Origin of the sequence: Streptomyces sp. NPDC006335 (assembly GCF_040612795.1) — a bacterium.
In the GTDB taxonomy this organism is placed as follows: domain Bacteria; phylum Actinomycetota; class Actinomycetes; order Streptomycetales; family Streptomycetaceae; genus Streptomyces.
In genome coordinates, this window is record NZ_JBEXQX010000005.1 from 492,045 (window position 1) to 517,943 (window position 25,899).

Annotated in this window: 27 protein-coding genes; 16 read left to right on the forward strand and 11 right to left on the reverse strand. The window is 72.2% G+C overall.

Annotation, left to right across the window (positions count from 1 at the left end; all coding sequences use genetic code 11):
* The first annotated feature begins 6 nt into the window (after positions 1-6).
* Positions 7-879, forward strand: a complete 873-nt coding sequence (locus ABZ098_RS18425; protein WP_356592245.1) for a universal stress protein — start codon at positions 7-9, stop codon at positions 877-879.
* Between the two features lie 2 nt (positions 880-881).
* Here the strand turns inward: ABZ098_RS18425 and ABZ098_RS18430 are convergent, their stop codons facing one another.
* The 3 genes from ABZ098_RS18430 to ABZ098_RS18440 all read right to left on the reverse strand — a co-directional run bounded on the left by ABZ098_RS18430 (position 882) and on the right by ABZ098_RS18440 (position 3,808).
* On the reverse strand, positions 882-2,123 hold the full coding sequence (locus tag ABZ098_RS18430; RefSeq protein ID WP_356592247.1) for a DUF4032 domain-containing protein: 1,242 nt from the start codon (positions 2,121-2,123) through the stop codon (positions 882-884).
* A gap of 40 nt (positions 2,124-2,163) precedes the next feature.
* A complete protein-coding gene (locus tag ABZ098_RS18435) occupies positions 2,164-2,910 on the reverse strand; it encodes an MBL fold metallo-hydrolase (RefSeq protein WP_356592249.1) in 747 nt (248 codons plus the stop codon).
* A gap of 268 nt (positions 2,911-3,178) precedes the next feature.
* Positions 3,179-3,808, reverse strand: coding sequence for an alpha-ketoglutarate-dependent dioxygenase AlkB (locus ABZ098_RS18440; protein ID WP_356592251.1), 630 nt, complete (start codon positions 3,806-3,808; stop codon positions 3,179-3,181).
* 122 nt (positions 3,809-3,930) lie between these two features.
* Between ABZ098_RS18440 and ABZ098_RS18445 the strand changes: the two genes are divergently transcribed.
* Together ABZ098_RS18445 and ABZ098_RS18450 are read left to right on the forward strand one after the other, a co-directional pair.
* A complete protein-coding gene (locus ABZ098_RS18445) occupies positions 3,931-4,551 on the forward strand; it encodes a TetR/AcrR family transcriptional regulator (protein WP_356592253.1) in 621 nt (206 codons plus the stop codon).
* Between the two features lie 17 nt (positions 4,552-4,568).
* Positions 4,569-6,242: an FAD-binding dehydrogenase gene (locus ABZ098_RS18450; RefSeq protein WP_356592255.1), complete on the forward strand. Its 1,674-nt coding sequence runs from the start codon at positions 4,569-4,571 to the stop codon at positions 6,240-6,242.
* A 161-nt stretch (positions 6,243-6,403) separates the two neighbouring features.
* Here the strand turns inward: ABZ098_RS18450 and ABZ098_RS18455 are convergent, their stop codons facing one another.
* A complete protein-coding gene (locus ABZ098_RS18455) occupies positions 6,404-6,754 on the reverse strand; it encodes a DUF488 family protein (RefSeq protein ID WP_356592257.1) in 351 nt (116 codons plus the stop codon).
* 111 nt (positions 6,755-6,865) lie between these two features.
* Here ABZ098_RS18455 and ABZ098_RS18460 point away from each other — a divergent pair, with 111 nt between their 5' ends.
* The 5 genes from ABZ098_RS18460 (at position 6,866) to ABZ098_RS18480 (ending at position 12,109) form a co-directional block, all read left to right on the forward strand.
* On the forward strand, positions 6,866-8,272 hold the full coding sequence (locus ABZ098_RS18460) for a M1 family metallopeptidase (RefSeq protein WP_356592259.1): 1,407 nt from the start codon (positions 6,866-6,868) through the stop codon (positions 8,270-8,272).
* A 41-nt stretch (positions 8,273-8,313) separates the two neighbouring features.
* Positions 8,314-9,057: a L,D-transpeptidase family protein gene (locus ABZ098_RS18465; RefSeq protein ID WP_356592261.1), complete on the forward strand. Its 744-nt coding sequence runs from the start codon at positions 8,314-8,316 to the stop codon at positions 9,055-9,057.
* Between the two features lie 18 nt (positions 9,058-9,075).
* Positions 9,076-9,777: a response regulator transcription factor gene (locus ABZ098_RS18470; RefSeq protein ID WP_356592263.1), complete on the forward strand. Its 702-nt coding sequence runs from the start codon at positions 9,076-9,078 to the stop codon at positions 9,775-9,777.
* Positions 9,774-11,591, forward strand: a complete 1,818-nt coding sequence (locus ABZ098_RS18475) for a HAMP domain-containing sensor histidine kinase (protein ID WP_356592265.1) — start codon at positions 9,774-9,776, stop codon at positions 11,589-11,591. The genes ABZ098_RS18470 and ABZ098_RS18475 overlap by 4 nt, the downstream gene beginning before the upstream one ends.
* A 68-nt stretch (positions 11,592-11,659) precedes the next feature.
* A complete protein-coding gene (locus ABZ098_RS18480; RefSeq protein ID WP_356592267.1) occupies positions 11,660-12,109 on the forward strand; it encodes a DUF6098 family protein in 450 nt (149 codons plus the stop codon).
* 65 nt (positions 12,110-12,174) lie between these two features.
* Here ABZ098_RS18480 and ABZ098_RS18485 read toward each other — a convergent pair whose 3' ends face one another.
* On the reverse strand, positions 12,175-12,429 hold the full coding sequence (locus ABZ098_RS18485; RefSeq protein ID WP_356592269.1) for a WhiB family transcriptional regulator: 255 nt from the start codon (positions 12,427-12,429) through the stop codon (positions 12,175-12,177).
* A 109-nt stretch (positions 12,430-12,538) separates the two neighbouring features.
* Positions 12,539-13,759: a saccharopine dehydrogenase C-terminal domain-containing protein gene (locus ABZ098_RS18490; protein ID WP_356592271.1), complete on the reverse strand. Its 1,221-nt coding sequence runs from the start codon at positions 13,757-13,759 to the stop codon at positions 12,539-12,541.
* Between the two features lie 109 nt (positions 13,760-13,868).
* Between ABZ098_RS18490 and ABZ098_RS18495 the strand changes: the two genes are divergently transcribed.
* Entirely contained in the window at positions 13,869-14,603 is a 735-nt protein-coding gene (locus ABZ098_RS18495; protein WP_356592273.1) for a TetR/AcrR family transcriptional regulator, read from the forward strand.
* Here ABZ098_RS18495 and ABZ098_RS18500 read toward each other — a convergent pair.
* Complete coding sequence (locus ABZ098_RS18500; protein WP_356592275.1) at positions 14,586-15,476, reverse strand: LysR family transcriptional regulator ArgP; 891 nt, start codon at positions 15,474-15,476, stop codon at positions 14,586-14,588. The two genes, ABZ098_RS18495 and ABZ098_RS18500, sit on opposite strands and share 18 nt — an antisense overlap.
* A 69-nt stretch (positions 15,477-15,545) precedes the next feature.
* Here ABZ098_RS18500 and ABZ098_RS18505 point away from each other — a divergent pair, with 69 nt between their 5' ends.
* Together ABZ098_RS18505 and ABZ098_RS18510 are read left to right on the forward strand one after the other, a co-directional pair.
* Entirely contained in the window at positions 15,546-16,163 is a 618-nt protein-coding gene (locus ABZ098_RS18505) for a LysE family transporter (RefSeq protein WP_356592277.1), read from the forward strand.
* 83 nt (positions 16,164-16,246) lie between these two features.
* On the forward strand, positions 16,247-17,569 hold the full coding sequence (locus ABZ098_RS18510) for an MFS transporter (RefSeq protein WP_356592279.1): 1,323 nt from the start codon (positions 16,247-16,249) through the stop codon (positions 17,567-17,569).
* A gap of 245 nt (positions 17,570-17,814) precedes the next feature.
* Here ABZ098_RS18510 and ABZ098_RS18515 read toward each other — a convergent pair whose 3' ends face one another.
* The 3 genes from ABZ098_RS18515 to ABZ098_RS18525 form a co-directional block, all read right to left on the reverse strand.
* Positions 17,815-18,270: a cyclic nucleotide-binding domain-containing protein gene (locus ABZ098_RS18515; protein ID WP_356592281.1), complete on the reverse strand. Its 456-nt coding sequence runs from the start codon at positions 18,268-18,270 to the stop codon at positions 17,815-17,817.
* A 256-nt stretch (positions 18,271-18,526) separates the two neighbouring features.
* Positions 18,527-20,005, reverse strand: a complete 1,479-nt coding sequence (locus ABZ098_RS18520) for an aminotransferase class I/II-fold pyridoxal phosphate-dependent enzyme (RefSeq protein WP_356592283.1) — start codon at positions 20,003-20,005, stop codon at positions 18,527-18,529.
* 59 nt (positions 20,006-20,064) lie between these two features.
* The gene (locus ABZ098_RS18525; protein WP_007379740.1) at positions 20,065-20,274 is read right to left on the reverse strand and encodes a hypothetical protein; all 210 of its coding nucleotides are present in this window, start codon (positions 20,272-20,274) and stop codon (positions 20,065-20,067) included.
* 215 nt (positions 20,275-20,489) lie between these two features.
* Here ABZ098_RS18525 and ABZ098_RS18530 point away from each other — a divergent pair, with 215 nt between their 5' ends.
* The 5 genes from ABZ098_RS18530 to ABZ098_RS18550 all read left to right on the forward strand — a co-directional run bounded on the left by ABZ098_RS18530 (position 20,490) and on the right by ABZ098_RS18550 (position 23,586).
* Complete coding sequence (locus tag ABZ098_RS18530) at positions 20,490-20,933, forward strand: ATP-binding protein (RefSeq protein ID WP_356592285.1); 444 nt, start codon at positions 20,490-20,492, stop codon at positions 20,931-20,933.
* A gap of 204 nt (positions 20,934-21,137) precedes the next feature.
* Positions 21,138-21,995: a SigB/SigF/SigG family RNA polymerase sigma factor gene (locus ABZ098_RS18535; RefSeq protein WP_356592287.1), complete on the forward strand. Its 858-nt coding sequence runs from the start codon at positions 21,138-21,140 to the stop codon at positions 21,993-21,995.
* 20 nt (positions 21,996-22,015) lie between these two features.
* Entirely contained in the window at positions 22,016-22,222 is a 207-nt protein-coding gene (locus ABZ098_RS18540; protein WP_356592289.1) for a DUF5133 domain-containing protein, read from the forward strand.
* Positions 22,223-22,289: 67 nt separating this feature from the next.
* Positions 22,290-23,123: a DUF1206 domain-containing protein gene (locus ABZ098_RS18545; RefSeq protein ID WP_356592291.1), complete on the forward strand. Its 834-nt coding sequence runs from the start codon at positions 22,290-22,292 to the stop codon at positions 23,121-23,123.
* Between the two features lie 28 nt (positions 23,124-23,151).
* The gene (locus ABZ098_RS18550; protein WP_356592293.1) at positions 23,152-23,586 is read left to right on the forward strand and encodes a hypothetical protein; all 435 of its coding nucleotides are present in this window, start codon (positions 23,152-23,154) and stop codon (positions 23,584-23,586) included.
* Between the two features lie 28 nt (positions 23,587-23,614).
* Here the strand turns inward: ABZ098_RS18550 and ABZ098_RS18555 are convergent, their stop codons facing one another.
* Positions 23,615-25,846 (reverse strand): FUSC family protein, encoded by a 2,232-nt coding sequence (locus tag ABZ098_RS18555; RefSeq protein WP_356592295.1) that lies wholly within the window; start codon positions 25,844-25,846, stop codon positions 23,615-23,617.
* Positions 25,847-25,899 lie beyond the last annotated feature (53 nt).

Below are 25,899 nucleotides of genomic sequence, written 5' to 3' on the forward strand. Positions count from 1 at the left end.
CACCGCATGACCCGCCCGATCACCGCAGGCATCGACGGAACCGAGGAGAGCCTCGCCGCGCTGGGCTGGGCCGCGAGGGAGGCGGTCCGGCGAGGCGTGGCGCTGCGGGTGGTGCACGCGTGGCGGTTCCAGCCGTACGAGGGGATCGACGCGGGGGACCGGGACACCCAGGCGGGCTGGGCCCGGGACGCCGTCGCCGAGGCCGTCCGGGCCGTCACCGGGCGGCACACCGGGCTCGACGTGGACACCGACCTCGTGGAGGGCGGCAGCGTCGACGTGCTGGTGGCCGCCGCGGCCGACTCCGAAGTGCTGGTCCTGGGCTCCCGCGGGCACGGGCCGGTGGTCGGCTTCCTGCTGGGCTCGGTGGGCCAGCAGGTGATCGCCGAGGCGACGCGGCCCGTGGTCCTGGTGCGTGCCGGGGACCAGGCCGCCACGGAGGTCTCGGGGCGCGACGTCGTCGTGGGCCAGGAGGGCGACCCGGAGGACAGCGCCAAGGTCCTGCGCTTCGCCTTCGAGACGGCGGCGGCCCGGGGAGCGGCGGTGCGTGCCGTACGGGCCTGGACGCTGCCGCCGGTGTTCGCCTACAGCCCCGGTTCGCTCAAGCTCCTCGACGAGGCCGGCGGGCTGGAGCCGTACGAGAAGAAGGCCCTGGCCGCGGCGCTCCAGCCGTGGCGGGAGCGCTTCCCCGACGTGCCGGTCGTCGAGCACGTGGAGATGGGCAGCGCGGGCCAGGTGCTGCTGTCGGTCACCGCGCGGGCCCAGTTGATGGTCGTGGGCCGCCGGGCCCGCCGTACCGCCGTGGGCGCCCGGATCGGTTCGGTCGCGCACGGTGTGCTGCACCACGCGGACTGCCCGGTGGCCGTGGTGCCGCACGTGTGAGGTCAGTCCGCGGTGGCGGGGGTGGGCTGGAGCGTCTCGCGGGCCTTGGGGAGGATGTTGTTGATGTAGTCCTCGACGGCCGTGTCGAGCCCGATGTCGTGCTGGGCCCGCTCGGACAGGTACCAGCGGTGCTCCAGGAGCTCGTGGTAGATCTCCGCCGGGTCCATCGAGCCGCGCATCTCCAGCGGCACGGCCCGCACCGTGGGCCGGAAGACGTCCCGCACCCAGCGGTGGGCGAGCACCTCCGGGCGGGCGCCGAGGGGGTCGCCCGGGGCGTAGTCGTCCTGGGTGGCCATCCAGGACTCCAGGTCGTTCAGCAGCCGCCGGGCCTGGTTCTCCTCGGTGTCGAGGCCGGTCAGGCGCAGGAGCTGGCGCTGGTGGTGACCCGCGTCCACGACCTTCGGCACGAACGTGACCGAGTCGCCGTTGGGCGCGTGCTCGATCTGCATCTCGGCGACGTCGAATCCGAGGTCGTTGAGGCGGCGGATCCGGCGCTCGATGAAGTGGTACTTGCCCGCCGGATACACGGACCGGCGGGTCAACTCCTCCCACAGCTTGCCGTAGCGCGAGCAGATCTCCATGCCGAACTCGATGGCGTCCACGGAGGGGTGCAGGGCGCCGGAGGCCTCCAGGTCGAGCAGCTCACCGCTGATGTTGACGCGGGCGAGGTCGAGGTCGTAGTCCCGCTGCCCGGGGCTGAGCTGCGGGTGCAGGTCGCCGGTCTCGGCGTCCACCAGGTAGGCGGCGTAGGCGCCCGCGTCGCGCCGGAACAGGGTGTTGGACAGGGAGCAGTCGCCCCAGGCGAACCCGGCCAGGTGCAGGCGGACCAGGAGGACCGCGAGGGCGTCCATCAGGCGGTGCATGGTGGCGGGCCGCATGGTCGTCTCGAACATCGAGCGGTACGGCATCGAGCCGCCCAGGTGCCGGGTGACCAGCACCGACTCCAACGGGGCCTCCTCGGCGTCGGTGCGCCCGGTGACCACGGCGAGCGGATCGACGGCCGGGATGGAGAGCCGGTCCAGATCGCGCAGCAGCTCGTACTCGCGCAGCGCCGGGCGTTCGGCGAGCTCCTTCACGGCGATCACCTCGTCGCCGGCGCGGGCGTAGCGCACCACGTGGCGGGATATACCGCGCGGCAGCGGGACCAGGACCTCGTCCGGCCACTGCTCCAGCGGCAGGTGCCAGGGCAGTTCGAGCAGGAGCGCGGGGTGCTCCGGGTTCGTCGCGCTGATCTGCAGTGCCATGGTGCGGTGTCCTTGTCCGGCCGGTGATCGTCACCTCACCTTAGAGCGCGCGCTCCTTGGCCTGAAGTGCCGATTCACGGACTGGACCGCGGTGGGCCGGGCCGTGTCCGGGCACCAGGACGTCGCCTTCCAGCCCGGCGAACACGTCCAGCGAGGCCACGGCACGCGCGCGCTCGTGGTGGAACATGTCCGGCAGCAGCTGGGGACCCTCGACCCGGGACGTGGGGTGACCGCTCACCAGGCCGTCGCCGGAGATCACCACGCCGCGTTCGGGGAGGTGGAAGGCGCAGTGCCCGTCGGTGTGGCCCGGCGTGTGCACGGGCACGGGCCGGCCGGGCAGGTCGAGGGCGCCCTCCGCCGGGAACGGCTGCGGGCAGGCGACCGGTACGTGGGCCGTGCCCCCCGACCGGATCGCGTGCACCGCCCACGGCAGCACACCGGGGCGCCAGCCGTTCCTCAGGACCGTTCCGACGGAGACCTGGTGGAGGAACTCCCGGCGTGCGTGCGGGACTTCGGCCTCGTGCAGATAGACCGGCGTGCCGTAGGCGGAGCGCAGGTACTCGGCGGACCCGAGGTGGTCGTTGTGGGCGTGCGTGATCAGTACGGCGGTGACCGCCTCCGGTGAACTCCCCACCTCGGCGAGGGAGGCGAGCACCTGCTCCCGGTCGCCCGGGTAGCCGGTGTCGACCAGAGTGGCGGAGCTTCCCTCGGTCAGGATCACCCAGTTGGTGTTGCTGCCGTGCACCAGGTAGGTGCCGTCCGCGACTTGCTGCACGCCCGCGCTCATGATCGCCCCGCCCGATGAGTCCCTGCCCGACGGCACACAGCAAAGCAGACGCCCCGTCGATCCGGAGCGGCGGGTACCGGTCCTCCAGCGGTCAACTTCCCCTGGCTTTCCGCCTCCAGGCCCCGGCGGGACGGGGCTGCCTCCGGCACCGTCCGCCGGAGGCAGCCCCCGCGCGCCCCGAGGCAGCCGCCTCTCTGCCGCGGTGCACGCCGTGCGGGGGGCTCGCAGTGCACGCCGTGCGTGGTTCTCACCGCACGCCGTGCGGGCCTCAGTGCACGCCGTGCGGGCGGAACTGGATGCTGATGCGCGGTCCCGTGGCGCGCGTGGACTTCGGTACGGCGTGCTCCCAGGTGCGCTGGCAGGAACCGCCCATCACGATCAGGTCGCCGTGGCCCAGCGGCCGCCGCAGCGTCTCGCCGCCGCCACGCGCCGGCCGCAGCAGGAGATCGCGCGGGGCGCCCACGGAGAGGATCGCGACCATCGTGTCCTGACTGGCACCCCTGCCGCCCCGGTCGCCGTGCCAGGCGACGCTGTCCCGGCCGTCGCGGTAGTAGCAGAGCCCCGCCGTGGTGAACGGCTCGCCGAGCTCCTCGGCGTAGTGCGCGGTGAGCGCCGCGCGGGCCTCGGTGAGGACGGGATGCGGCAGCTCGTCGTCCACGCCGTAGTGGGCGAGCAGGCGCGGGACGTCGACGACGTGGTCGTACATCTTGCGTCGCTCCGCACGCCAGGGCACCTCGGCGGCGAGCTGTTCGAACAGCGCGTCCGAGCCGCCGAGCCATCCGGGCAGCAGGTCGATCCAGGCGCCGAAGTCGAGCACGGTACGGCGGATCCCGTCGAGCGGGCCGAGCCGGAGCTGGTCGGCCTGGTCGAACAGGGAGCCCTGGAGGTGCGCGGTCATGGATCCAGCGTACTCCTGAATCGAAAATCTGTTCCCATGAAAATCCGCTTGCGTGTTCGACTCTTTCGATACATCGGTGTATCGGATACATTCGCGTATCGAACGGAGGTGCCGACGTGGCGATGGAGGACACGACCAGGCGTGTGACCAGGCGCCGGGTCCGCACGCGTGCCAACCTCCTGGACGCGGCCTTCGCGGTGTTCGCCGCCAAGGGCTTCGGACGGGTGTCGATCGAGGAGGTCTGCGAGGCCGCCGGATACAGCCGCGGCGCCTTCTACTCGAACTTCGACAGCCTCGACGAGCTCTTCTTCGCGCTCTACCAGCAGCGCGCCGACCTCATCGCGGACCAGGTCTCCGGTGCCCTCGCCCTCGACGGACCCGGCCTCGACGTGCCGGCCGCCGTCGACCGGGTCACCGAGGTGCTGCTCCTGGACCGGGACTGGCTCCTGGTGAAGACCGACTTCCTGGTGCACGCCGCCCGCGCGCCCGAGGTCGCCCGCACCCTGCTCGAACACCGGGCCCGGCTCAGGCGTGCCGTCGCCGACCGGCTGGCACGCGCGCGTGGACACGCGGAACTGCCCGCCGTGCTGGTCGACGTCGAGGGTGCCGCCCACGCCGTGGTCGCGGCCTACGACGGGGTCACCGTCCAACTGCTCCTCGACGCCGACGTCGAGCGGGCCCGCGTCTGGCTCAAGCAACTGCTCACCGCGCTGCTCACCGACGGCAGCGACACCACCGTATGAGGGAAGGGACGGTCGCCATGGATGCCGACGTCATCGTCGTCGGAGCGGGCCTCGCGGGCCTGGTCGCCGCGCACGAGCTCACCAGCCGGGGCAGGAGGGTCGCCCTGGTCGACCAGGAGAACGCCGCCAACCTCGGCGGCCAGGCCTTCTGGTCGTTCGGCGGGCTCTTCCTCGTCGACAGCCCCGAACAGCGGCGCCTCGGCATCAAGGACTCCTTCGACCTCGCCTGGAACGACTGGCAGGGCAGCGCCCAGTTCGACCGCGTCGACGACGAGGACTCCTGGGCGGTGCGCTGGGCGCGCTCCTACGTCGAGTTCGCGGTCGGCGAGAAGCGGTCCTGGCTGGAGGGGCACCGCATCAAGTTCCTGCCCACCGTCGGCTGGGCCGAGCGCGGTGACCTCACCGCCCACGGCCACGGCAACTCCGTACCCCGCTTCCACATCGCCTGGGGCACCGGCACCGGAGTGGTGGAGCCCTTCGTCGGATACGCCAAGCAGGCGGCGCGCGACGGGCTGCTGACCTTCTACCACCGCCACCAGGTCGACGAGCTCGTCGTCGAGGACGGCACCGCGCGGGGCGTGCGCGGGACCGTGCTCGCCGAGGACAACTCCGCGCGCGGGGTCGCCTCCAACCGCGACCGCGTCGGCGACTTCGAGCTCACCGCCCAGGCCGTCGTCGTCACCACCGGCGGCATCGGCGCCAACCACGACATCGTCCGCCGCTACTGGCCCGAGCGGCTCGGCACCCCGCCCGCCGAGATGGTCACCGGTGTCCCCGCCTACGTCGACGGCCGGATGCTCGACATCAGCGCCGGCGCGGGCGTCCGCCTGGTCAACCGCGACCGCATGTGGCACTACACCGAGGGCATCCAGAACTGGGACCCCATCTGGCCGGGCCACGGCATCCGCATCCTGCCCGGCCCGTCCTCCCTGTGGTTCGACGCGCTGGGCCGCCGGCTGCCCGACCCCTGCCTGCCCGGCTACGACACCCTCAGCACCCTCAGGCACCTGCGCACCACCGAGGACATCGCCGGGCACGACCACTCCTGGTTCATCCTCACCCAGAAGATCATCGAGAAGGAGTTCGCGCTCTCGGGCTCCGAGCAGAACCCCGACATCACCGCCAAGGACCGCGCGGGCTTCCTCAAGGAGCGCGTCCTCGGCAAGGGGGCTCCGGGACCGGTGGACGCGTTCCTGCGCAAGGGCGCGGACTTCGTGACCGCCCCGAACCTGGAACAGCTCGTGGAGAAGATGAACGGGCTGACGGACAAGCCCCTCCTCGACGCCCCCTCGATCCGCCGCCAGATCGAGGCCCGCGACCTCCAGATCGCCAACTCCTACAGCAAGGACGCCCAGGTGCAGGGCATCCGCAACGCCCGCCGCTACATCGGCGACCGCCTCGGCCGGGTCGCCACCCCGCACCGCGTCCTGGACCCGGCCGCCGGCCCGCTGATCGGCGTCAAGCTGCACATCCTGACCCGCAAGACCCTCGGCGGCATCCAGACCGACCTCGACTCCCGCGCCCTGGGCACCGACGGCAAGCCCCTGGAGGGCCTGTACGCGGCCGGTGAGGTCGCCGGCTTCGGCGGTGGCGGCGTCCACGGCTACAACGCGCTGGAGGGCACCTTCCTCGGCGGCTGCCTCTTCTCCGGCCGCGCGGCGGGACGGGCGGCGGCGAAGCAGGTCGGTTAGGACCAGGGGCCCTGACGCGGGTCGGCCGGGGACGGTTGCCGGTGGTTCGCGCGGGCTTCGAGGCACGGCGCCGGGAGCGCGGGTGAGCGGGCGGTCGGGAGCCGGTGCGGCGCGGGTCGGCGTGCCGGACCTCGTGACGTCGGCCTGATCCGTCGGGGGCCCTAACCCCCCAACAGGCGCACCAGCACGGTGGCGTGACTCTGCTCCGGCGTCTTCGACGCGGTCAGTAGGGTCACGTCGCCCTGGCTCGCCAACTCCCGGACCCGATCGAGCAGTTCGGCCGCCTCGGGATCTGCCAGTTCCGCCTCGTACCGCTCGGCGAACTCCTCGTAGGAGCCCTCGCCCGCGTGGTACCAGCGGCGCAGTTCGGTCGACGGGGTGAGCGCCTTGGGCCACTCGTCGACGCGGGCCGCGTCCTTCGACAGGCCGCGCGGCCACAGCCGGTCGACCAGGACGCGGACGCCGTCCGCGGGCTCGGGCGGTTCGTAGACACGGCGGACGCGCACGCTCACGGGTGGCCTCTCGACGAAGGGGTGAGTGCGTCGGAGCGTACTGCGGAGCCCGCCGTGACTTGACCTGATCAAGGGTGAGTTGCGGCGGAGGGGGCCTTTAGTGTGAAGCCGATGTCCACCCCCCGACCTGTAGGAGAGCACGTGCCGAAGGCCGTCAGACGCACCTTCGTCCTCGTCATGGCCCTCACCGCTCTGCTCGGGGCCGCCGCGCCTTCCCCGACGGGCTCGTCCGGAGCCGGCGACCCCTACTTCCCGCTCGCCGGAAACGGCGGATACCACGTCGAGCACTACGGCCTGACGCTCGGTTACGACCCCGACAGCCGTCACCTCGACGGCCGGGCGGTCCTCACCGCCCGCGCCACCCAGCGCCTGAGCCGCTTCGACCTCGACTTCAAGGGACTGACGGTCACCGGTCTGACGGTCGGTCACGCCAAGGCCGCCTTCCGCCGCGACGGACAGGAACTCGTGGTCACCCCGCAGCGCGCCCTGCGCAAGGGGGAACGATTCACCATCACCGTCACCTACAAGGGGAAGCCCGGCCCCGTCACCGACCCGGACGGCTCGCTCGACGGATGGATCCCCACCGACGACGGAGCCTTCGTCGCCGGAGAGCCCCAGGGCGCGATGACCTGGTTCCCGGCGAACAACCACCCCACGGACAAGTCGTCGTACGACTTCACCCTCACCGTCCCGCAGGGGCGCACCGCCGTCGCCAACGGGATCCTCCTCTCCCAGCGGACCACGCACGGCCAGACCACGTTCCGCTGGCGTCAGAGCGAGCCCATGGCCGCCTACCTGGCCACCGCGACCGTCGGGAAGTTCAAGGTCGAGCAGTTCACCACCAGGAACGGCATCCGGGTCTACAACGCCGTCGACGCGCGCGAGGCCGCCGCCGCGGCGCCCGTGCTCAAGAAGCTGCCCTCCGTCCTGGAGTGGGAGAGCAAGCTGTTCGGGCCCTACCCGTTCCGCGCGGCCGGATCGATCGTCGACCACGCCCCGAACGTGGGCTACGCGCTGGAGACCCAGAGCCGTCCGGTCTACGACCGGGCACCCGACCTGAGCACCCTCGTCCACGAGAGCGCCCACCAGTGGTTCGGCGACTCCGTATCGCTCACCTCCTGGAAGGACATCTGGCTCAACGAGGGCTTCGCGACCTACGCGGAGTGGCTCTACGCCGAGCAGCACGGCGGCGACAGCGCGCAGAAGACCTTCGACGAGCTCTACGCGAAACCCGCGAGCGACGACCTGTGGGAGTTCCCTCCCGGCGACCCCGGCAGCGGCGCCAACATCTTCGGCACCCCCGTCTACGCCCGGGGAGCCATGACCCTGCACGCGCTGCGCACGGCCGTCGGCGACCGGGCGTTCTTCCTGATCCTGCGCGCCTGGGCGACCGGGCACCGCGACGGCAACGGAACCACCGCGCAGTTCGTGCGTCTCGCGGAAAGGGTGTCGAAGAAGGACCTGAACGGCCTGTTCCAGACCTGGCTCCACACGCCCGGCAAGCCGAACCGGCCCTAGAACCTGACCAGTTTCTTACAAGTGTCGGTCAGAGTCACACCATGATCACACGCAGAACCCACGTCGCCCTGCTCGCCGCGTCCCTGCTTCTCACCGGATGCGGCGGCGGTGCCGTGGCCGGCACGGAGAGCGCGCCCACGCCCACTCCGGAGCCCTCGGAGACCACCCCTTCACCGGAGGTCTCCGCCGAGACCGCTCCCCAGCGGATACCCGGGCTCGGACCGAAGACCTGGGCGAAGGTACCGGCCGACGCCCGGCAGGCCGTCGTGGCCACCGGGCGGGGCCGCGACTCGCCGGTCTCCACCGTGGTGCTCTACCAACGCACGGCGGCCGGCTGGCGGGCCGGTGCGAGCTGGCCCGCGCACAACGCCCGCAAGGGCTGGACCGACCACCACCTGGCAGGCGACCTGCGCTCACCGATCGGCGTGTACACCCTCACCGATGCCGGAGGCCTGCTGAAGAACCCCGGCAGCAAGCTGCCGTACGACCACGGTGTGGGCTTCACCGCGCCCGGCACCGGCTTCGAGGGTGAGCCGCTGGCCGGGTCCTTCGACTACGTGATCGCCATCAACTACAACCGGAAGCCCGGCACTTCACCGCTGGACTGGACCCGGCCGCTGGGCGCGGGACGCGGCGGCGGGATATGGCTGCACGTCGACCACGGCGGCCCCACCCACGGCTGTGTCAGCATCGCCGAGAAACACATGAAGGAGCTGCTCCTCGCCCTGGACCCGGACCTGCACCCCGTCGTCGTCATGGGCGACGCCGCGTCCCTGAAGCGCTGAGCGCCTAGGATCCGCCGGGTGTGCGCACATGTGCTGGTCGCCGAGGACGACGAGATGCAGGCCGAACTCATACGGCGGTCCCTGCTCGCGGAGGGCCACACCGCCACCGTGGTCCACGACGGGCGGGCCGCCCTGGACGCGGCCCGGCGGGTCGCCCCCGACCTCGTCGTCCTGGACCTGATGCTGCCCGTGATCGACGGCTTCGGCGTGTGCCGGGTGCTGCGCCGCGACGCGGACATCCCCGTCGTGATGCTCACCGCGCGGTCCGACGAGGACGACGTCCTGCTGGGCCTGGAGCTGGGCGCCGACGACTACATGACCAAGCCGTACAGCCCGCGGGAGCTCATGGCCCGCATCCGGACCGTCCTCCGGCGCAGCGGACGGGCCGCCGTGTCCGACCGGCGGGAGGATCCCGTCGTCCGCGCCGCGGGCCTCGCCGTCGATCCGGTACGGCACGAGGTGCGGTGCGACGGGGCGCCGGTGGAGTGCACCCCAGCCGAGTTCGAGATCCTGCTGGCCATGGTCGCCGAGCCCGAACGGGTCTTCTCGCGGCGGCAGTTGCTGGAGGTCACCCGGGGCACCGACCGGGCCTCCACCGAACGGGCCGTGGACGTGCACATCATGAACCTGCGCCGCAAGATCGAGACCGATCCGCGCCGCCCGGCACGGCTGCTGACGGTGTTCGGCGTCGGCTACAAGCTCAGCGGGAGCCGCGGATGAGCGCGCGGATACCTCTGCACAAGCGTCTGCTGGTCCGCCTGCTGATCACGTCCGGGCTCATCGCGGTGTGCTCGGTGGCCGCGACGGCCTGGCTGGCCGTGGCGACCACCACCCAGGCCCTGCGCGAGGAACAGGGGCAGGCACTCGCCGACGACATGGACGTCCTCGCCGAACTCAGCGGATACGCGGCCACCCACCCCGACTGGACCGCAGTGGCCGCCACCGTACGGGAGCTGTCGGCGAGGACCGGCCGGCGCATCGCCCTGACCGCCCCCGACCGCACGGCCATCGCCGACTCCGCGCCCCGCGGCACCGCCCTGCCGCCGAGCGCCGCCGCCACCGTCGACCCGCTGCGCACCGACACCTACAGCGAACGCGGCGCCCAGATCAGCGGCATGGATCCGCGCGCGGTCGGCCCGTACCGGCTCACGAAGGGGGAGCGGATCGAGATCGACGCCCTCGCACGCAAACGCCAGATCTGCTTCCACCACAACGGCGTCGAGACCACCATCGCGCACACCCCGAGCGGCCGTCCGTTCCTCACGGAGGCGGACAGCACCGCCCAGCCCTCCTACGTGCCCGAACCGTGCGCCGACGGTTTCCTCAACACGCCGATGCCCACGGAGGCGAAGGCCCTGGCCGCACTCCAGAAGGAGGCGCGCCCCTGTCTGGTCCGCCACGGCCTGGGCGACGACGTCCGGCTGACCGTCGGCGCGACGATCGCCGGCGCCGACCCGTCGCTGGCGCCCACCTTCGCGGGGGACGCGAAACAGGAGCGCGCGAGCCGGACCTGCGTCGACGAGGCCCGCCGCGCCCAGCTCGACCCGTACGTGGCACCGGTGGCCGAGCTCTTCCTGGGCACCGGGGACACACCGGCCGTGCTGTTCGACATGTCCCCGGTCAACAAGGCCAAGGTCGTCGGCACCGCGGGGCTCGTGCTCGCCGTCACCGTCGCCGCGACCGCCCTGGTCGCCACCCGGCTGGTGCGGCCGCTGCGGGCGCTCACCGCGGCGGCCCAGCAGCCGCCCGAACTCCATGTGCGCGTCCCCGTCACGACCCGCGACGAGACCGGCATCCTCGCCGTCGCCTTCAACGACCTGACCGAACGCCGTGAGCGCCTGGAAGCCCAGCGCAAGGCGATGGTCAGCGACATCGCCCACGAACTGCGCACCCCGCTCACCAACATCCGCGGCTGGCTGGAGGTCACCCGGGACGGCGTCGTCGACCCCAACCCCGCCCTGCTCGCCTCCCTGCACGACGAGGCCCTCGTCCTCCAGCGTGTCATCGACGACCTCCAGGACCTCGCGGACGCCGACGCCGGCACCCTGCGCCTGCACCCGGAGCCCGTCCGCTGCGACGAACTCCTCCAGCAGGTCGCCGCGGCCCACCGCGTCGCCGCCGACGCGGCCCGGGTCGAGCTGCGCACCGACGTCGACGGTGAGCCCTGGCTGGACGCCGACCCGGTCCGTATGCGGCAGGCGCTCGGCAACCTGGTGTCCAACGCGCTGCGCCACACCCCGGCCGGCGGCACGGTCACGCTGTCCGCGCGTCGGGACGGCGACGACATCGTCCTGGAGGTCGTCGACACCGGCACCGGCATCGCCCCCGACGAGCTGCCGCACGTATTCGACCGGTTCTGGCGCGCGGAGAAGTCCCGCAGCCGTCGTACCGGTGGCTCGGGCCTGGGCCTGCCCATCGTCCGGCACCTGCTCGCGGCCCACGGCGGGACGGTCGCGGCGGCGAGCGAGCCCGGCACCGGCAGCGTCTTCACCCTGCGGATGCCGGGGGGTTCCCCGCCCGGTCCGGACGCCTGATTCCCCTCGTGGCGTGCGGGTACCCCGTATGCCCGCGGAAGGAAGCGCAAGGAACGGGAGGACGGGAGATGACCGTGTCGGACGGGCTGCCGGTGGTGCGGACCCTCGCCGAGCTCGCGGGCCTGGCGGAGCGGCACGAGCGGCTGTACGTCCGCTGGTCGCGCGGTCCCGAGGTCGATCTGGCCCGGTCCTCCAGCACCGACGAACTCACCGGCCTGGCCCTGCCGGGTCTCTCGGCGAACCCGCTCGACGTCGAGGACTGGTGGCAGGGGCGGCCCGCCCAGCTGTGGGTGGCCCGGCGCCTGTACGACTACTCGCACCTGCCGCACGAGAAGGGCCCCGGCGTACTTCCGTGGGTGCTCCAGGGCCGTGAGCGGGGCCGAGGTCCTGACAACGAGCCGCTCGTCGCCGACGTGCGGCCGATGTGCTGGATCGACCCCCAGGTGATCGACGAGGCGCGGACCGCGGTGGACCGGCAGGAGAACCCCTGGGGCCCGCTGCGGCGCACGGGCCACTGACACTGAACGGTGCCCAGGCCACTGATACTGAACGGGTCCGGCGACCGGACCCGTTCAGTCTCCCGTCAGCCGGACCTTCTGCGCGCGGCGGCCGCGCGCCGGGCGAGGCTCCGGCGTTCCGTCTCACTGGTGCCGCCCCAGACGCCGATGCCCTGCCCCGTGTCCAACGCCCACTGCAGACACTGCTCCTGGACGGGGCAGCGCCGGCACACGGACTTGGCCTGCTCCGTCTGGACCAGCGCGGGGCCCGTGGTGCCGACGGGGAAGAAGAGGTCCGGGTCCTCGCGGCGGCACGCGGCATGGGTTCGCCAGTTGTCCATCAAAGTCACCTGCGATCGAAGTCGTACGTGCCCTCGTGCATGCCTTACTCGCTTTCGGGTCACCTGTCGATGCGCTGTGAAACAACCGGGTCCTGTGGGACGTGCCCGGTCACTGCTCCCGCAGGCCCCACGGGGAGCCGTACGCGGTCAGCAGATCAAGGAAGGGACGGGCCGGGAACGCCTCCGGACCGAGGACACCCGTGCCGGTCCAGGCGCCGCCGGCCAGGAGTTCGAGGGCGACGACCGGGTTCACGGCGGTCTGCCACACCACGGCCTGACAGCCGTACTCCGCCATGGACCACTGGTTGTCGACCACGTGGTAGAGGTACACCTCGCGCGGCGCCCCGTCCTTGACGCCCTTCACCCAGGTGCCCGCGCAGGTCTTGCCGTGCATCCGGTCGCCCAGGGTCGCCGGGTCGGGCAGACAAGCCGCCACGACGTCCCGCGGCGAGACCGCGACCGGCCCGGCGGGGCCCGGCACGGTCACCGGCTCGGTGCGGTCCAGTCCCAGCAGGTGCAGCGTCTTGAGCGTCTCGACGAACTCGCGGCCCAGGCCGTACTTGAAGGTGACGCGGCGGGCGCCGACCCAGCGGGGGACGAGCAGCACCTCCTCGTGCTCCACGTTCACGCACTCGACCGGGCCGATGCCCTCGGGAAAGTCGAAGACCTCCGGCTCGCTGAACGGCTCCGTCGTGAACCAGCCGCGGTCGGCCTCGTAGACCACCGGCGGGTTCAGGCACTCCTCGATGGTGGTCCAGATGCTGAAGGAGGGGGCGAAGTCGTGGCCGTCGACGGTGAGGTTCGCACCGTCGCGGACACCGATCTCCTCGATCTCGTCGAAGAGCTCGTCGGCCGCGTACCGGGCGAAGACGTCCGAGAGGCCCGGCTCCACGCCCATGCCGACCAGAGCCAGCGCGCCCGCCTTCTCCCACTCCTCGGCCCCCGCGAACTGCTCGTCGCCGAGCTTGACCCCGCACTCCTCGTACGGCCGCTCCGGATGCGGACGGGACAGGGACATCGCCATGTCGACATAGGTCGCCCCGGCGGAGCGCGCCGCCCGGAACAGCGGCATCACGAACCGCGGGTCGGTGGCGTTGAGGAGGACGTCGCAGGCGTGCCGCTCCAGCAGGGCGGTCACGGCCGACTCGTCGCTCGCGTCCACGCGTTCGGCGCGGAACCGGTCGGCCCGGTCGCCGAGCGCGGTGACCGCGGCCTCGGCGCGGGCCCGGTCGTAGTCGGCGACGACCATGGCGTCGAAGAACGGCCGCCGGGCGGCGATCCGGGTGATGGCGGTGCCGACGCCCCCGGCGCCCACGAGCAGTACACGCATGACAAACACTCCCTGTGACGGGTCGGTTTCCGCAGATGCAGGGGCCCCGGCGGAGATACAACGCCGTGCGCTCGCATAAGGTCAATGGCGTTGGCATAAGGAGGCCGCCATGCCGAAACCCGTGGTCCCCGAGGAGAAACGCCGTCGGCGCAGGCCCACCAGGAGCGGGACCGTGCTGTCCGAAGGGCTGATCGTCGAGACGGCTCTGCGCATGCTCCGCGAGCACGGCAGCACCGGCCTCACGGCCCGCCGTCTGGGCCTGGCCCTGGACGCCGACCCGAGCACGCTCTACCGCTACTTCCGCGGCATGGACGAACTGACTCTGGCCATCGGTGACGCCCTGATCGGGCAGGCGCTGGAGGGGTGGGCGCCGACGGGGGAGTGGCGGCACGATCTGCGCGAGGTGGGTCTGCGCATCCACGCGGCGTACGTCGCCCATCCCCAGGCCGCCGTGCTGACGACCAGCAGGGTCACCGGCCGGGCCAACGAACTGGCCGCGGACGAGGCGGTCCTGGACATCCTGCGCGGGGCGGGCCTCGCCCTCCCGGACACCGTGCGGATCTACCACGCCTTCATCGACCAGACGCTGGCCTTCGCGGCCCTGGACGCGGCGTCCCTGGCCCTGCCGAGCGCGGCGCTGGACGCCGACGAGGACAAGTGGCGCTCGACGTACGCGCGCCTGCCCGCCGACCGGTATCCGAGGATCGCGGAAGCGGCGCGTCTCCTGGCGAGCCGCATGGTCACCAGCGCCTATCCGACGGCGCTGGACATGCTCCTGGACAGCGTGGAGAGCCAGACGGTCAGCGCCCCGCGAGGGAGGTCCGGATCAGCGGAGCGCCGCTGAGGAGGCCGCCGTCACGGCGTCGACCAGCGCGGCCAAGGCCGGAGAGTCCAGCTTCCACTGCTGCCAGTACAGCGGAACATCGACCGGACGATCCGGCGCCAGCGAGATCAACCGTCCGGACCGCAGCAGCGGACCCACCTGCGCCTCGGGCACCATCCCCCACCCCAGCCCCAGCGCTATCGCCTCCACGAACCCCTCCGACGTGGGCACCGTGTGCCGCATCCGACTCGCTCCGGCCCGGCCGAGCCCCCGCAGGAAACCGTCCTGGATGTCGTCACTCCGGTCGAACGTCACCACCGGCGCGTGCGGCAGCCCGTCCGGCAGGGCGCCAGTGAGCCATCGCTCGACGAACTCCGGGTTGGCCGCCGCGAGATACCGCATGCGCCCCAGCGGGCGCACCGAACACCCCGCCACCGCCTCGGCAGAAGACGTCACCGCCGCCATCACCAGCCCCTCCCGCAGCAGCTCCGCCGTACGGGTCTCGTCCTCGCGCCGGAGCTCGAAACACAGCCGCTCCCGGTCGGGGACCCGCGTCAGGGCCTTGAGGAACCAGGTCGCCAGGGAGTCCGCGTTCACCGCGACCGACACCCGGGTCGCCTCCCCCTCGCCGGGCATGCCCAGCTCGGCGAGCGCGTCCCGCTCGAGTCGGGCGAGCTGGCGGGCGAACCGCACCACCACCTCGCCCGACTCGGTCGGCCGCACCGGTTTCGTGCGCACCAGCAGGACCCGTCCCGTGCGCTGCTCCAGCGCCTTCACCCGTTGGCTCACCGCCGACGGCGTCACGTGCAGAGCAGCCGCCGCCGCGTCGAACGTGCCCTCGTCGACCACCGCGAGCAGAGTCCGCACCTGATCCAGAGGGAGCTCGGTCATCATCACATCAGCTAATGTTACTTAAGAATCTTTAGCTGTACGCGCGGTGATCGTCTCCGTACCGTCGAGGCCATGTCCGCTTCTCTGTCCGCCGCCGCCGCGGGTTTCGGCACCGGCCTCTCGCTCATCGTCGCCATAGGCGCCCAGAACGCCTTCGTCCTGCGCCAGGGGGTCCGCCGCGACGCCGTCCTCGCCGTCGTCGGCATCTGCGCCCTGTCCGACGCCGCGCTCATCGCCCTCGGTGTCGGCGGTGTCGGGGCGCTGGTGGTCGCCTGGCCGGGCGCGCTGACCCTGGTCGGCTGGATCGGCGGCGGATTCCTGCTCTGCTACGGCGCCCTCGCCGCCCGCCGGGTCCTGCGGCCGGGGCAGTCGGGCCTGCACACGGAGGGCGGGGCGACGGGCTCCCGGAAGCGGGCGGTGCTGACCTGTCTGGCGATGACCTGGCTCAACCCGCACGTCTATCTCGACACCGTGTTCCTGCTCGGTTCCGTGGCCGCCGACCGCGGCCCCCTGCGCTGGACCTTCGGGCTCGGCGCGGTGCTCGCCAGCCTGTGCTGGTTCGCCTCGCTCGGCTTCGGGGCCCGGCTGCTCAGCCGCTTCCTGGCCGGACCGACGGCCTGGCGCTTCCTCGACGGACTGGTCGCCGCCATGATGATCGCCCTGGGCGTCACGCTCGTGGCCGGAGCGTGACGCCCAGGGGCGGGTCCACGACCTGAGACATCGCCTACCGAACGCCTGGACGGTCCTGCGATAGTGAACCCCGGACCCGATAGATGTACCGAGCAACCAGGAAGCGTGTGGACACCGGCGAGAGCAGCACCGACCCGCAGGCACCCGTGACCGAGGAGGCGCCGCCACCCCGGCGCGGCTGGCGGCGCTGGGCGATGGACACCCGCCCGCTGCGCATCCCGGCCTACCGCCGGCTGTGGAGCTCGACCATCGTCACGGCCGTCGGCAGCCAGCTCACCGCCGTCGCGGTGCCCAAGCAGATCTACGACATCACCGGCTCCTCGGCCTGGGTCGGCGCCGCGAGCCTGGCCGGACTGCTGCCGCTGATCGTGTTCGCGCTGTGGGGCGGCGCGGTCGCCGACAGCATGGACCGCCGCAAGCTGCTCCTGATCACCAACAGCGGTATCGCCGTCACCTCGGTCCTGTTCTGGCTCCAGGCGGTCGGCGGGCTCGACTCGGTGGCGGCCCTCATGGTCCTGCTCGCGGTCCAGCAGGCCTTCTGGGGTCTCAACTCCCCTGCCCGCAACGCCTCCATCGCCCGTCTGGTGCCCGAGGACCAGCTACCCGCCGCCAACGCCCTCGGCTCGACGGTCATGCAGACCGGCCAGGTGATGGGCCCGCTGCTCGCGGGCGTGCTGATCCCGGTGATCGGCCTGCCGGAGCTGTATCTCATCGACGCCCTGGCGCTGTGCGTCACGGTGTGGGCGGTCTACCGGCTGCCCGCCCTGCCGCCGCTCGCCGCCTCGGGGGCACGCCGGGCGGGCGTACGCGAGATCGTCGAGGGGTTCCGCTACATCTGTGCGCACAAGGTGCTGCTGCTGTCCTTCCTCGCGGACATCGTCGCCATGGTCTTCGGCATGCCCCGCGCCCTCTTCCCGCAGCTCGCCGCCGAGACCTACGCCCCGTACGGCGAAGAGCTCGCGCTGGGCCTGCTGTTCGCCGCGATCCCGATCGGCGCCGTGGCCGGCGGGCTGTTCTCCGGCACGTTCTCGCGGGCCCGCCGGCACGGCTGGATGGTCATCGGGGCGGTCGTCGTCTGGGGTGTGGCCATCACCGGGTTCGGGCTGAGCGGGAGTCTGTGGCTCGCGGTGGTGTTCCTGGCCGTGGCCGGGGTCGCCGACATGGTCTCGATGGTGTTCCGCGGGGCGATCCTGCTCTCCGCCGCCACCGACGAGATGCGCGGCCGGATGCAGGGCGTCTTCACCGTCGTCGTCGCGGGCGGCCCCCGCCTCGCCGACGTCCTGCACGGTACGGCCGGCTCGGCCTTCGGGGCCCGCGCCGCGGTCGCCGGCGGCGGCCTCTTGGTCGTCACCGTCATGCTGACCCTGGCTTTCGCGGCACCCGCACTGCGTCGCTACCGCGTCTGACGGCTGGGGCCTGTCGTCTGGATCAGGTCGGCACAGAGGGACTGCGGCGCTCAACCGACATGAGCGGGCGTGGTGCGTGCCGCTGCAAGGCGCAGGAGGGCTGCGACGCGATGGGGCCCCTCCCGCGCGAGGCTGTTCGAGCGTGGGGGAGTCGACACCCGACGACAAGGCGGCCGGGGGCACCCCCTCTGTGGGAGCGCCTGCCACCACGCTCCGTGACGCCGGCCTGAACCAAACGACAGACCCTAAAGCGCTCCCCTGCGGTGCGAGCCGTACTGCTCCATGAGCTTGCCCCGGGTCGTCTCCAGACGGTGGGCGAGGATCTCGGCGACCGTGCGGACCAGGATCATGCCGAGCTGCCGGTCCTCCTCGCAGAGCCGGAGCACCGCCGCCGCGTCGAACTCGTAGGCCCGCACGGGGCTGAAGGCCTCCGCGCCGAAGTCCCACCGGTACGGCGGGAACAGCCAGGACCACCCCAGCAGGTCGCCCGAGCCCAGTCCGGCGACGGTGACCCGGTGGTGGCTGGTCACCTGCTGGGTCAGCGAGACCGCCCCGGAGCGGATGACCCAGAAGCGGTCGGCCGTACCGCCGGCCTCGAAGATGCGGAAGTCCTCGGGGAAGGAGACCTCCCTGGCGAGCGTCATCAGGCTCTGGCGCTGCGGCTGCGGTAGTGCGGTCAGCAGTTTTATCGCTTTGGTCATGACGCGGGGCTCCTCGCCGGCGATGGATTCCGGTTGTGCCTACGCCCATTTCAGCGGCTGCCGTCGTCCGGGGCACCTCGGCGGATGTGAGGATCTGCGCAGGGCATGAAAAAGCCCTGGCTGGACGGGGGAGGCCAGCCAGGGCAGTCAGAGGTGGTGTCGGAGGACGGTGTGTCGACCCCGTCACCACGTATGGATGAACCGTAAACCATCCATGGCGATTTCGCGCAATCAGATCCGGGGTGCGTGACCGGTTTCACTCGGCGGACGCGTTTACCACCCTGATCGTCCTCAACTCCGCGTCGGCGGGATCGGGCAGGTTCATGCCCGCGGCCAGCCCGGTCCGCAGATAGCCCAGTACGGGCTCGGTCAGCAGCTCGCCCGGCAGCACGGCCGGGATCCCCGGCGGGTACGGCGTGATCATCTCGGCCGCGATCCGCCCGGCGGCCTCGGCGACCGGCACGTCCTCGGCCGGCCCGAAGAAGGCGTCCCGGGGAAGCCTGACCTGCTCCATCCGCAGCTCGGCCGGCGGCGGTACCTCCATCCGCGGGGCCGGGCCCAACTCCGGCGCGGCCCGGGCGAGATCCTTGAGCGCCGCGAGCAACTCGCCGGCCGTCTCCTCGTCGTCGCCGTGGGTGATCTGCATCCCGATACGCCGGTGGTCGTTGAGATGGGCGTCGATGTGCCGGTGCTCGCGCAGCCAGTCGGCGGCCTGGAATCCACTGATCCCGAGTTCCGAGAGGTCGATGACGCCGGGCAGCGGGTCGACATCGTCAGCGAGGCCGGGCCCGCAGAAGTCGTCGCGGCCGTTGACGCGCATCCCGTCGATCTCCTCGATCGCGGCACGGACCCGGGCCGCGAGATCCAGCGCACCGCCCATCAACTCCTCGCCCCGCAACGCCATCTGCCGGCGCCAGCCGTCCAGACCGGCGTACAGCAGCACCGAGGGGCTGGTGGTGCCCAGCAGGTCCGCCCGCATCTTCAGCAGGTCCGGTGGGACGAGATCGCCCCGCAGATGGAAGACGGACCCCTGCTCGAAGCCGCTGCCCATCTTGTGGATGCTGGTCACACAGATGTCGGCGCCCGCGTCCATGGCCCAGGACGGCAGATCGGGATGGAAGGGCAGGTGCGCGCCCCACGCCTCGTCCACGATCAGCGGGACCGAACGGCGGTGGCAGACCTCGGCGATGTCCCCGAGCGCGGCGCAACCGCCGTACGGGGTCGGGCTGGTGACCAGGGCGCCCTTCGCGTCCGGGTGGGCCTCGAAGGCCTGCTCGTACTCCGCGGCGGACGGCGGGTGCGCGAGGTGACGCTCGGCGTCCCACCGCGGTTCGACCCAGACCGGCTCGATCCCCGACAGGATCAGCCCGGACACCACCGACTTGTGCGCGTCCCGCCCGATCAGCAACTTCTCGTGCGGGCCCGCGACGGACAGCATCGCCGCCTTCACCGACAGGGAACTCCCGCACGTGGTGAAGAACGTGTGGTCGGCGTGCACGGCGTCGGCCATCAGCTCCTCGGCCCGCTCCAGTACCCGCCCCCGCGTCAGCCGGTCGTCCAGACCGCCCGACGCCAGCACGTCCCCGAGGAAGACCGCGTCCCCCAGCGTCTCGCGCACCGCCGGATCGGCCCCGCGCGCCTGCTTGTGTCCCGGTGGCGCGAACGAGAGCTGCCCCCGGCGGTGGTAGTCGGCCAGGGCATCCAGGACCGGTGCTTGGGTGTGATCGACAGTCATCGTCCCCGGGTGCCCGGCCCGGACGTCCGGCAATCGGTCCGGACCGGGGCGCCCGGCGGTCAGCGACTGCCTGGCCTGATCACCTCGTCCAGCACCCTGGTCACGGCCTCGTAGGCCAGGGTGCGTACGGCGGCGTCCCTTGCGGCCTCCGGATCGGAGGGTTCCAGCTCGTCACTCCGGGCCCGCCAGGACCGCTCCTCCTCCGCGGCGCAGGCACGGGCGCGCTGGATCCGGCGCAGCAGTTCATCTGAGTCCACGACATCCGTCATGCAGTTCGCGTACCCCGGGAACGCGATCGAATCGCCGGATGGCCGCCCGAAACGGGGAGGTTTGACCCGGCGCGCACAGGTCAGCCGATTACTGGAGGCCTACGGAGGGCGCGCACCGTACACCACCGTCACCGCGTCCGTGGGCCCGGCCGGGCCCGGCTTCTGCTTCACCGACCTGAGAACGACCAGTCGATCCACCGATCAGGAGCCACGTCATGTGCGACGAGCACAGGACCGCAGCCACCCCCGAAATCTCCGTCGCACGCCGACGCGTACAACCGCGGCCGTACGCACCCGCCGAGGCACGCCAGGCGGTCGAGCGGGCCGTGTCCGAACGCTGCCGCGCCACACACACCCCGTGCGACGCGCAGGCGCTCTCGGACGCGTTGCTCGTCGCCTCGGAACTCACCACCAACGCCATCCTGCACGGTGGCGGCGTCACCGACTTCCGGGTCACCGTCGAGGGCCGCGGCGTGTGCGTCTCGGTCAGCGACCGCAGCACGGCGCTCCCCGTCGCCAAGGAGCCCGTCGACCCGCGCGGCAGGTGGCGGCCCGGCGGACACGGCTGGCCGATCGTCTGCCGGCTGGCCCGCGACGTCCGCGTGACCGACCTGCCCTCGGGCGGGAAGTGCATCACCGCCGTGGTGCCCCTGGGCTAGTTCGGCACTCCTGTGCAAGCCGCCGGAAAACGGAGTTTCATCGGCGGCGTTTGGGTGCCATACAGCAGGGCAGACGCAGTTTCGTGCTTCGGACCGGAGGCGCGCCAGCGGGAGCTGTATGGCTGCTGCGGGCCCCACTTCGGCGGTCCCGGCGTCTTCCTCCCGCGGTCAGTCCCTGAACCCGTTCTTCAGGAGCGAATCCGCATGCTCACCGACACGTCGACCAGCCGTCCCACCACGCAGGACCGTCCCACCACCTCCGGCAGGCGGCGGCACGACGACGCCCCTGACACCATGGCCCTCTTCGCCCGCCTGTCCGGGCTGGAGGAAGGCCCCGAGCGCGACGCCCTGCGCGACGAACTCGTCACCGCCTGGCTGCCCATGGCCCACCGCATCGCGGGCCGGTTCCGCGACCGCGGCGAGTCCCTCGAGGACCTGCGCCAGGTCGCCGCCCTCGGGCTCGTGAAGGCCATCGACCGGTTCGAACCGGAACGCGGAGCCTTCGAGAGCTACGCCGTGCCCACCATCACCGGCGAGGTCAAGCGCCACTTCCGCGACCGCATGTGGGCCCTCAGGGTGCCCCGCCGCGTGCAGGAACTGCGCAACAAGGTGCGGGTGGCCCGGCGCGAGCTCACCCAGAACCCCGGCGCCCCCGAACCGACACCGGCCGACCTCGCCGCCCACACCGGCCTGACCGAGGAAGAGGTCACCACCGGCCTGGAGGCCCTCGAAAGCTTCAGCACCCTGTCCCTCGACGCCGAACTCTCGGCCGGCGACGACGGCTACAGCCTCGCCGACACCCTGGGCGGCCCGGACACCTCGTACGACGTCGTCGTCGACCGCGAGTCCGCCAAGGAGGGCCTGCGCAAGCTGCCCGAGCGTGAGCGGGCCATCCTCTACATGCGTTTCTTCGAGGACATGACACAAAGCCGTATCGCCGACCAGCTCGGCATCTCGCAGATGCACGTCTCCCGGCTCATCAGCCGCAGCTGCGCCCGCGTGCGCGACGAGGCGATGGCCGACCGGGCGAGGCGTCAGGCCGACGGCCCGGCCGAGGCCTGAGAGCACGAGGAGGGACTCGGATGCTGATACCCGACCGCACGTTCCTGCGGCGCCTCGTCCAGGAGTACGAGGCGCTGCGCGCCGAGGAGGCCGCGACGGCGGCCGAACCGAGCCCGAGGGCCCGGGACCTCGCCTACACGCTCTGTGTATCCACCGGCACGCGGGACGTGCGGCTGGCCCTCAAGACGGCTCACCGTCTGCTCGCCGCCACGCCCGAACCCGCGTGACCGGACGACTGACCGCATCCCGTGTGACCGTCCGCCAGGACGGCATCCGGACTCCCAGGAGGTCGACATGACCACGAGCTCCACGGCACCGACCGGCCGGATCCAGGCCAGGCGCGCGGCACGCGGTTCCGTCATGGAGGGCGCCGCCCGCGCGGGCTTCACCGCCCGCGGAGTGATCTACCTGCTGGTCGGTGTGCTGGCGCTGCAGATCGCCTTCGGCGACGGCAAGCGCCAGGCCGACCGCGGCGGCGCCCTCGCCGCCCTCGCCGACAAGCCGTTCGGTTCCGTCGTCCTGTGGGCGCTGGGGATCGGGCTGGTCGGCATGGCCCTGTGGCGGCTGTCCGAGGTGGTGTTCGGCGCGGTCGGCCCCGACGGCGGCAAGGCCACCAAACGGCTGCTGTCGGCGGCCCGCTGCGTCTTCTACGCGTTCGTCGCCTACTCCGTGCTCTCCTTCGCCGTCGGCTCCGGCAGCGGCGGATCCAGCGACAAGCAGTCCAAGGACGTCACCGCCAGGATCCTGGAGTGGCCCGGCGGGCAGTGGCTGGTGGGCATCGCGGGTATCGGCGTCGCGGTGGCCGGTGTGTGGATCGCCGCGCAGGCACTGCGCAGGTCCTTCCACGACAAGATGAAGCTCGCCCAGATGGGCCCGCGGGTCCGGAAGTTCGTCGATGTGACGGGCGTGGGCGGCGGCGTGGCGCGCGGTGTGGTGTTCACCGCGGCGGGCGCGTTCGCCGTCCGTGCCGCGGTCGACTACGAGCCCAAGAAGGCCAAGGGCCTCGACGACACGCTTCGCTCCTTCGCCGACACCCCGCTGGGACCGTGGCTGCTCGTCCTGGTCGCCGTCGGGCTGGTGCTGTTCGGGTTGTTCTCGTTCGCGATGGCTCGGTGGCGGAGGGTCTGAGCGGCGGGTCACGGGGAACCCGGGGTGCATGAACGAACCCGAGCTTCCGCCCGACGGTAGGCCCGTGGACGTCTACCTGGACCTTCTGCGCATCCGCATGGCCTCGGACGACTACGAGCTCCTGCTCAGCGTCGTCCGTCCGGTCCTGCGGGCGATCGACGAGCACCAACTGCCCGCGCTGGACTTCGCCCTCGAGGACAGCCAGCAGGACGGGCTGCCCCAGGAGATCCGCGACGAGGCCGCCCTGGTCATCGCCACGGCGGTGACCGGCCGAATGGACAACCAGGTGATCGAACTCCATGTCGATGACACCACCAGCCCGATCCGGGTGGTCACCGACGCGGACACTGCCTCCGACCCGGTCCGCCTCGGTGAGATCGCCGACTACATCCGCGAACGTCGGCGGCTCGACGACGAGCTGCGCGGCATCGCCGAGGTGAGCGGCCTGCCCACGGACCTCTGAGCGCCCTTGGGCCCCGTCTCTCGGCCCCCTAACGACGGGGCGCCGCGACCGGCACGTCCAGTGGCCGGGCCAGGCCCACCAGGGTCTCGTCCAGCCGCTGGACGTGCCGCAGCACGCGGTCGGTGACCCGGCCGAAGCGCGGGGTGCCGGGGACCTCGGACTCCAGCAGCGACGCGATGCTCGGCCCGGTCTCGACCCGGGCGGTGGAGCGCTCGTCGGCGACATGCGCGGCGATGGCCGCGATGTTCTCCCCGATCCGCCGGCCGGCCCTGCGCAGCCGGGGATCCGCCGCGATCGAGGGGTGCGTGGGCAGCAGTTCGGCGGTGGCCGCCAGGGACCGCGCGTGGTACGCGCAGGTCTCCAGGAGCGCCACGACATAGCGGGCGGTGTCCCGCCGGGCCCGCAGCGGCGTGATCGGATGGGTGAGCGGCTGGGTGGCGGCCCGCAGGTCGGCCAGCGCCTGGTCCAGATCGCGCGCCCGGTCGAGCAGTTCTTCGGAGGAGCCGCCGCTGAGCTGGTCCACGGCGGCCTCGGTGACCTCGTCGAGCCGCTCCAGGACGGTGACGAGCAGGTCGTTCGTACGGCGGTCCGTGCGCACCGGCAGGACGAAGGCCGCCGCGATCACCCCGCAGGCCGCGCCGAGCGCGGTCTCCTCCACGCGCAGCACCAGCACCGAGAGGCTGTAGGTGTGCAGCAGTGTGTAGAGCAGGCCGAGGGCGGCGGTGACGAAGAACGACATCAGGGTGTAGGAGAGCGGCGCGGTGTAGAACATCGCGAACACCAGCACCAGCACCAGGGCGAACGCCGTCCAGGTGTGCTGCCCGACCACCCCCGCCAGCACGATCCCGGCGAGCACGCCGAGGACGGTGCCGACCAGCCGGCGGTATCCCTTGACCAGGATCTCGCCCGTGGACGCGGTGTTGAGGAAGACGATCCAGCAGGTGAGCACGGCCCAGTACCAGCGCTGGCTGGAGAGGAACTCGCCGCCGACGATGGCGAGCGAGGACCCCACGGCGACCTGCACGGCGGCCCGGGTGGTGGGCCGCCTGAGCCCCGTGAGCTCCTCCTGCGTCCCGCCGTCCTCCTCACCGGCGTCGATGACGGCGTCCTCGGCGTCCAGCTCCTCGCGCGAGCGGGCCGTCGCGGGGGAGTCGTCCGACTCGTCCTGCGGGCCGTCCAGGGCGATCCTGAGGCCCAGCACCGCGCGGGCGGCCTCACCGACGCCCCGGAAGACGTCCTGGACGGCGGGCGGCGCGGGCGGCAGGTTCTCCTCCTCGCGGTAGCCGAGCAGCCGGTTGCGGATCTGGGACAGGGCCGTGCTGGACCTTGCCGCGACCGGGCGCAGCACCAGCAGCCGCAGAGCCTCCAGATCGCGCCGCACCCTCGCCATCGCCTCGTCCCGGCCCGGCATCGGGCCCGTCCGCGGGGCCGGCGCACCCGGCAGATGCAGGGTGAGGGTGTCCGCACGCTCGGCGCTGCGGGCCGACAACAGCAACAGGCCGAGCCGCTCGGCCGCGATCTCGGCGTCGGCGATCCGCCGCTGCACGAGCCGCGCCGCGGCCTCGTCGGCGGTCCCCTCCTCCAGCCGCCCCTGGATCATCAGCGCGGTCTCGTGCAGCCGCGCCGTCCCCTCGCGTACGTCCTTCAGCGCCTCGTCGATCTCCTCGGGCCCGGCGTCGAGAAGCTCGAGCTGCGCGGACACGAGCTGGGCCAGCCGGGCCCGGAAAGCCTCCCGCAGGCGCTCCAGCAGGCCCGCCGGGGTCTCCGGCACCAGCAGGAAGCGTGCCGCCGCGCTGCACAGGAAGGCGACGCCGAGGACGCCGTACAGCTCGGGCAGGCCGGAGACGGTGGCGCCGACGAACAGGGACACGAAGTAGACCTGGAAGCCGATCAGGCCGAGCGCGGTGCCCCGGTCGCCGAAGCGGCGGCCGTAGACGGCGCAGAAGATCAGCGCGACGAAGAACAGGTCACCAGCCAGCACCCGGGAGCTCAGCAGCGCGCCCAGGGACAGCGAGGCCGCTGCCACCGGCAGGCCCAGGGCGAGTGTCACGGCCTGTGGGGCGCGCTGCTTCTCCCGGATGGCGAAGGTGGCGACCATCGCCGCGATGGCGCCCGCCACCAGGTGCGGGACGCTCACCCCCAGCACACCGAGCACGACCAGCGTGAGCGCGATCGCCCCTACCGTGCGCAGACCGGCGGCCAACCGCAGCAGCCCGGGGTCCGACGCCGCGACCCGATCGCGCAGCCTCGCTGTGTTCACTCCGCCGTACTCACTCCCGTGTCACGTCATGATCCGTTCCAGCATGGCACGGC